Annotated in this window: 5 protein-coding genes; 3 read left to right on the top strand and 2 right to left on the bottom strand. The window is 34.0% G+C overall.

Annotated elements, in window-relative coordinates; translation table 11 throughout:
- The first annotated feature begins 133 nt into the window (after positions 1 to 133).
- Complete coding sequence (locus tag RMO83_RS12320; RefSeq protein WP_310559996.1) at positions 134 to 2,557, top strand: thiol protease/hemagglutinin PrtT; 2,424 nt, start codon at positions 134 to 136, stop codon at positions 2,555 to 2,557.
- Positions 2,554 to 3,063 (top strand): hypothetical protein, encoded by a 510-nt coding sequence (locus tag RMO83_RS12315; protein WP_310559995.1) that lies wholly within the window; start codon positions 2,554 to 2,556, stop codon positions 3,061 to 3,063. Before RMO83_RS12320 ends, RMO83_RS12315 begins: the two co-directional genes overlap by 4 nt.
- A 190-nt stretch (positions 3,064 to 3,253) precedes the next feature.
- On the opposite strand, the gene RMO83_RS12310 is transcribed toward RMO83_RS12315, so the two are convergent.
- A complete protein-coding gene (locus RMO83_RS12310; RefSeq protein WP_310559994.1) occupies positions 3,254 to 3,943 on the bottom strand; it encodes a hypothetical protein in 690 nt (229 codons plus the stop codon).
- Between the two features lie 987 nt (positions 3,944 to 4,930).
- Here RMO83_RS12310 and dnaG point away from each other — a divergent pair.
- Positions 4,931 to 6,919 (top strand): DNA primase, encoded by a 1,989-nt coding sequence (gene dnaG / locus RMO83_RS12305; protein ID WP_310559997.1) that lies wholly within the window; start codon positions 4,931 to 4,933, stop codon positions 6,917 to 6,919.
- Here dnaG and RMO83_RS12300 read toward each other — a convergent pair.
- Positions 6,916 to 7,545 (bottom strand): response regulator transcription factor, encoded by a 630-nt coding sequence (locus RMO83_RS12300; RefSeq protein WP_310559993.1) that lies wholly within the window; start codon positions 7,543 to 7,545, stop codon positions 6,916 to 6,918. The two genes, dnaG and RMO83_RS12300, sit on opposite strands and share 4 nt — an antisense overlap.
- Positions 7,546 to 7,556: the final 11 nt, after the last annotated feature.

Below are 7,556 nucleotides of genomic sequence, written 5' to 3'. Positions count from 1 at the left end.
TCTTAAAACTTCAATATTTGAAAAAATATTTTTCTAAATTTCAAATATTGAGTTCTACAAAGAACACTAAAAAACAAGCAAAACAGTTGAAATGCTTATAAATAGTAGCTTTTCAAGTTTTTATCGGACAACAATGGTTTTTAATGTTAATAGTAATGGCTTTGTTATTGTAGCTGCCGACGATACTGTAACTCCTATTTTAGGATATTCTACCGAGGGTAATTTTGACCCAAATAATGTACCGCAAAATGTAGCAAAATGGATTGAAGGCTATAAAAATGAAATTCAAAGTATTATTGAACAAAGTATTCAACCAACAACTGATATTAAAGAAAATTGGAAAAGATTAAAAAACGGAAATTCTGTAAACACGACTTCTCAATTCAAAAGTAATGATACTTCAAAAATAATGTTGGGTGTTGCCCCATTAATAAAAACAAAATGGGATCAATCTCCCTATTATAATGCGTTATGTCCTATTGATGCACAAGCAAATGAACAAACCGTTACGGGTTGTGTTGCAACAGCAATGGCACAGGTTATGAAGTATTGGAATTACCCCGCCACAGGTAGTGGCTTTCATTCTTATAATCATAGTAAATATGGAACTTTATCCGCTAATTATGGTAACACAACGTATCAGTGGAGTTCTATGCCAAATTCAGTAAACAGTACTAATACTGCTGTAGCTAAACTTATGTATGATGTCGGTGTAAGTGTTGATATGGGTTATGGTATTGGATCTACAGGAGGCAGTAGCGCTTATGTTATTTCTTCTCAAAGTCCTTTAACCAATTGTTCCGAATATGCCTTAAAAACTTATTTTGGTTACAAAAATACTCTTCAAGGTGTTCAAAGAGTAAATTATAATGATACACAGTGGCTTAATTTGTTAAAAATGGAATTTAATGGAGGCAGGCCAATTATATATGCTGGTTTTGGTGCAGGGGGAGGTCATTGTTTTGCTGCCGATGGATTTGATAATTCTGATTTCATACATTTTAATTGGGGTTGGGCTGGAAGGTACGATGGTTATTTTCGAATTAACGCTTTAAATCCTGACGGTCTTGGAACGGGTGGTGGTTCAGGAGGATATAACAGCGGGCATCAAGCTATTATTGGTATTGAACCACCTTCTTCTGCAATTACATTCAATTTAGCTTTAAATAACAATCTAACACCGTCCGCTACAACGATCAATTATGGTAATCTTTTTTCAGTTTCAACAAATATAAAAAATAATGGTACAAATACTTTTGCAGGTGATTATACAGTTGCCATTTTTGATAGTAATAACAATTTTGTTGATTATGTAGAAACAAAAACTAATTACAGTTTACCAGGAGGCAATACCTACACTAATAATCTTGTGTTTTCTAATGCAGGATTGTTTTCAATGTTGCCAGGAACATATACTTTAGGCCTTTATTTTAAAGCGACTGGGGGAGATTGGAAAATTGTTCAAAATAGCGGTAGTTTTTCTAATTTCACTAAAATTTCAGTGGTTAATCCTAACTCCGTAAAATTAAACTCGGCAATGGTGGTCTCGCCAAGTACAACTTTAACACAAGGTCTAAATGCATCAGTAAATCTGAATATTTTAAATAGTGGCACTGCAACATTCATTGGTCAATATAAAGTAGGATTATATAATCTTGATGGAACGTTTGTGCAGGATATCGGGACTTATAATGAGTCAAGCGGGTTGCCTACTGATTATACATATAATGCACCCTATTTGAAATTTACATCCGCAATTACAGCAAATCCTGGCTCTTATCTAATTGCGCTGCAACACAAAAGCTCAACTGGTGATTGGGAATTAACAGGTTCAACTTCAACATTTTTAAATCCAATAAATGTTACTGTTATTAAAGCGCCATTCTTGGCAGATGTTTATGAAGATAACGACACTTTTGTAAAATCTTATAGTTTACCACTAACTTTTTCTGGCAATACCGCAACTGTAAATACAGTTGGTTCTAATGCTCATATTGGTACAGATGTAGATTATTATAAGTTGCAATTGCCAAACGGGTATAACTATACAATTATACCAAGATTGCAAGATAGTTACAGTAGCGATGATGGTAAAACCTATACTTTAGACGCATTGTTTTCTTACTCTACCGATGGCATAACTTGGTCTGAAGCTTATGATGATGTTATTCCAGGAAATATTACAAAAAATAATGGTGGAACAATATATTTAAAAACCGCTCCTTACTTTCAAGGAAATGCGGGAAGTTACTTATTGAATCTTAATATAGCAAGAACAGTAGCACTTGGCATTAATCAAAATGAGTTTGCAAACAGTATCAAAGTCTATCCCATACCAGCTACAGATTTTGTAACAATAAATACGAACAACTTTGTTGGAAAGCTTAACACGATTGATTTAGTAAACATTCAAGGGCAAAAGATTTTTACTTATGATATTGACAATAAATCTAATATCTTTAATCTGCCAGTCAGTAATTTTTCAGAAGGCACCTATTTTTTACAATTTCATACAGCTAATGAAATTGCAACCAAAAAAATAATTATTTCTAAATGAAACTAATCCTTTTAATTTTAGCATTGTCAATATGTTTAAGTTGTGCAACAAAAAACAGAACTGTGCAAAATAGGAGTGATGAAATGATTGAACCAAATATGTTTGCAAACCCACCTGTTTTAGTTTACAAGACAAAAGGAGATTATAACAATTTAGTTCCTATTTTATTATCAGACGATAAAAAAACAATACTGTCGTACCCTCATCCAAATGACTTACTTACAGGAAGCACTTATCAGCTTCCTGTAATTTTAAATGAAGGTTATGTACTTGACAATAGAGGAATTAGTGTAAACGTTGCATTCCTGAAAATGACTTATTCAGAATATGCAAATCTTAAGTACGCACCTAGTCTGCAAGACTTGTATGAGAATATTTTAGATAAAGATCCATTAGTGGAACTTTGTCATTGTGGTTTAAGAACTTCATTTTATGATGTAAAAAAACAGCTTAATGAACTAATTGATGATAAAAGAATAAGAACAACTTGCACTGTATTAAAATAAAATTTTTAAATCCGCATTTAAATACTTGCGTACCACAAGCAAAAATAAATTCAACCACTAGCGTACTGCCTATTAATCAATCACTTCAAAGTGAAGTAGAAAAAACAAAACACCCCAAACCTCAGTGCCCATCTTTGTGCCTCTTTGTACACATAAAAAACAAAAAAACCGCCATTCGGCGGTTTCAATTTTAAGCAGTAGGAGTAGCTGCATCACTAGCTCCACCATTCCCCGAGCGCATACGCTCAATAATTTTACCAATAGTATATTCCTTCGCTTTCGGTGTGCCCTTGTACATAATTTTCCCATCATTCGCAATCTCAGCAATATAATCATACAAAGCATCGTACTCCGCTTTGTTTGCAGTATACAAATCCGAAACCTTATTTTTAACCTGATTCTGCAACACATTCTGTTGCTCCAAATAATCCCTATCAGCAGCTAAAGTCGACCCAAAATTTGCAGCCATACCCTTGCTTATTAAAGCAATTGCATTAGCTTCGATCAATTGAATAATACTAGCAATTTTATCGGTAGCACCCTCAATATTCCTACGAGTCAAATCCTTTTTTACCTCACTCAAAATTTTAGTATCCAGTGTACACTTCTTAAAATAACTAGCCACAAAATTAAACTCAACATTCAAACTATCAGCCTTACGATACAAATTCACAGTCGCCTGCTTCTGCTCATCCGTCAGCACCAAAGTCCGCTGAATCTCCTTAACAGTACTAATTTGAGCTTCATACCCAACTACATATTCCGGAGTATACTCCGCAAATCTAGTTACCAATTCTTCCCGGTCTCTAATAAAACTTGTTTTAATAAACAAAGCACCCGGAACATACTCTTCTTTCAAAAACGAATACTCTTTACTCATAATTTTAAAATTTATAGGTTTATCTATTGCTTAAAAAGCTAACCTTTAGTTAACTAACAGCTAAAGTAAAAAATATAAAAATAAACTACAACATTTTTAATAAAATAAATCCCTCTTTTTTCTAAAATCAGTAAAGGCTAATATCCTACCTCGGAGCCGAACACCAAAACTAATAGACCAAAAGCTTTTTTAGAATCCATTCAAGTCAAAAATCCGCAAAAATCTCTAAAAAACCTTGACTCAAGCGATAGCGAACACACGAAGCAAATCCTTTAAATCCCTGAAATCTGTGGCAAAAAAATCTACACAAAGCTTCTAAGTAGAAGGAATCAATTAGTGTCGCATTGCAACAGTGCAACATTTTATCTTATCACTTATGGCAAAAGCGGCACAATCAAAAACTTAAATGTTCTTACATGCCTTATATGGTAAAAAATCGGCACTATGTTGTTCTCAGTACTTCGCAATCAAACGGGGAGCAATAAAATAATAAAGGGCACCTTTCCAAAACATCAAAACAGAATAACATCATTCAAAATCACTTTTCTGTCATCAAAACCAACATTTTCTTTAATCACAAAACCAATCCATCAAAGTACAGTAGCCATTTCCCAATAAAAGTCCTCCCTTTGTTTACTCATATCCTCCTTTTCAAAAAAAACAGTCTCCATTTCAAAAAAAACAATCTCCATTCGCATATTTCAATCTCCATTTCAAAAAAAACAATCTCCATTTCAAAACAAACGACCTCCTTTTGCATATTTCAGTCTCCTTTTGAGAAAAAACAGTCTCCTTTTGCATATTTTGTTCTCCATTTCCAAAAAACAATCTCCAAGCCAATAAAATCAAAGGTTCTTCTAAAAAACAAAATCGATGCTACACCAAATAGCTTCCATTTTTAATCCAATGTACAAACGGATTTTAATATTTTAGTATATGCGTGAAATCTTTGTATCTTTGACTTTTTACCACAGAAGATTAAACAAATTGATTTCAAAAAACACCATAGATACCGTTTTCGAAACTGCCCGCGTTGAGGAAGTTATTGGCGATTTTGTACAATTAAAACGAGCTGGAAGCAACTTTAAAGGATTGAGTCCCTTCTCAGACGAGCGTTCTCCCTCATTTATGGTGTCACCAGCCAAAGGAATTTGGAAAGATTTCAGCTCAGGAAAAGGCGGCAATGCGGTGGCTTTCTTGATGGAACATTCTCATTTTACCTATCCAGAAGCCATTCGATATCTGGCCAAAAAATACAATATCGAAATCGAAGAAACCGAACAAACCGATGAAGAAAAAGCCAATACCGATGTTCGCGAAAGTATGTATTTGGTTTCTGAATTTGCCAAAGATTATTTTCACAACACCCTTTTACATTCCGAAGAAGGCAAAGCCATTGGCCTTTCGTATTTCAAAGAACGAGGTTTTACTAGCGAAACAATAAAGAAATTTGCGCTTGGTTATTCACCCGAAACTTGGGATGCTTTTACCAAAGAAGCTTTAGGAAAAGGCTATAAATTAGAGTTTCTAGAAAGCACTGGTTTAACAATTCCGAAAGAGGATAGACCTTTCGACCGATTCAAAGGAAGAGTGATGTTTCCCATTCAAAGTATGTCGGGAAGGATTCTAGGTTTTGGAGGAAGAATTTTGACCAATGACAAAAAAGCGGCAAAATACCTCAATTCACCCGAAAGTGAAATTTACCACAAGAGTAAAGTATTGTATGGAATTTTTCAAGCCAAACAAGCCATTGCCAAAGAAAACAACTGCTATTTAGTCGAAGGGTATACTGATGTAATTCAGTTCAATCAAGCTGGTATAGAAAATGTTGTGGCTTCTTCAGGAACAGCTTTGACACCAGACCAAATCCGATTAATCAACAGACTGACGAAAAATATTACTGTACTTTTTGACGGTGATGCTGCTGGATTGCGTGCTTCCGTTCGTGGAATCGACTTGATTCTGGAGGAAGGAATGAACGTAAAAGTGTGCGCTTTTCCTGATGGAGAAGATCCTGATAGTTTTGCCAAGAAAACACCATATGAAGCATTGGTCAACTATTTAAATGAAAATTCCAAAGATTTTATCCAGTTCAAAGCCTCCTTGTTAATGAATGAGGCGAAAAACGATCCGATAAAAAAAGCCGATTTGATTCGGGATATGGTGGTGAGTATTTCTAAAATTCCAGACAGAATTCAGCGCGAAATCTATATTCAGGAATGTTCCCGAATTATGGATATTTCGGAACAAGTTTTGGTGAGCACTTTGGCACAATTGGTTCAAAAAGACATTTCTGAACTTGGAAAAAAACAAAAAAATCCCGAAGCTTCGGGACAAAAAGCCTTTGAAGTTGTCAAAAACGAATCGCCCATTCAGATTCAAAAAGTTGATATTCTTTATGGTTTAGAAAGAAAAATTATTGAAATTCTTTTGTTGTACGGAAATAAAACGGAGGAATTTGAAGACGTTCTTCTGAAAACAAATGAAGCTGGGGAAATCGAAGATGTAATTGAAAAAAAAGAGTACAAAGTATTTCAACGAATTTATTTGAGTTTACAAGAAGACGAAGTCGAACTCGCAAATCCTTTGTTTAGAAATATTTATAACGAATTGATAACTTATTTTAATCAAAACGAAAACTTTAGCATCGAACACTATTTAATGCATTTACACCCTGACTTTGCTCAAGAAGTAACCGATATTTTGATGGCGGACGAAAAAGTAGTATTGCATAATTGGGAAGGACAAAATATTTTTCCCAAAACAAAAGACCAAACCATAAATCAATATGTTTCTGAAACTATCCTTACTTTAAGATGGTATTTGGTCGATCGAATCATAGAAGAAATAAAGAGCTCAATATCATCAGAACCTGATTCTGATAACATTGAGCCGTTATCTATGGCGATGGATTATTCTAAACTAATCAATTCTTTTTCGAAAAAACTAGGAAGGGTAATGTCGCGCTACAATTAAACTATTTCTAGAGTTTTTGCTTTGTTGACCAAATCTACTAAATTAGTAACGTTTAATTTTTGCAATAGTCTTAGTTTGTAAGTACTTATTGTTTTTTCGTTGAGACCCAAAATTTTGGCAACCTCATTGTTTTTCTTACCGTCACTCAAATAACGCAAAACCTCTACTTCACGATTAGAAAGTTTACGATACAAACGCTCACTTTTGGTTTGTTTGGCAATTAGAGCCATATTTTTCTTTACCGTTTCATCAATGATGATTTTACCTTGATTGACTTTTATAATTGCCTGACCTAAAGTTTCCAGTTTTTCTTTTTGCGAAACAAATCCAGCAACACCCGCCTTTATCGCGTTTGGCGCATAAATTTGCTCTGAAAGATCACTAAATATAATTATTTTTGTTTTCGGAAAATTTTTCAGTAGATTTTTAACTTCAAAAATACTAGAAAGACCCTCTAATTCAAGATCTAAAATCAAGACATCAATCTCCTTCGTGAGGAGAATATCTCTTACCATTAAAAAATTGCCTACATTGGCAACTATTGAGATACTATCGTGATCTTTGAAATACGATTTTACCCCGAAATGCACAACCGGATGGTTATTTGCTAAACAAACTTTTATCATAATATTATTTT

It is taken from the genome of Flavobacterium sp. (assembly GCF_031423415.1).
Classification (GTDB): Bacteria; Bacteroidota; Bacteroidia; order Flavobacteriales; family Flavobacteriaceae; genus Flavobacterium.
The sequence above is the reverse complement of the archived record's forward strand: the minus strand, read 5'-3'. Positions and strand labels throughout refer to the sequence as shown.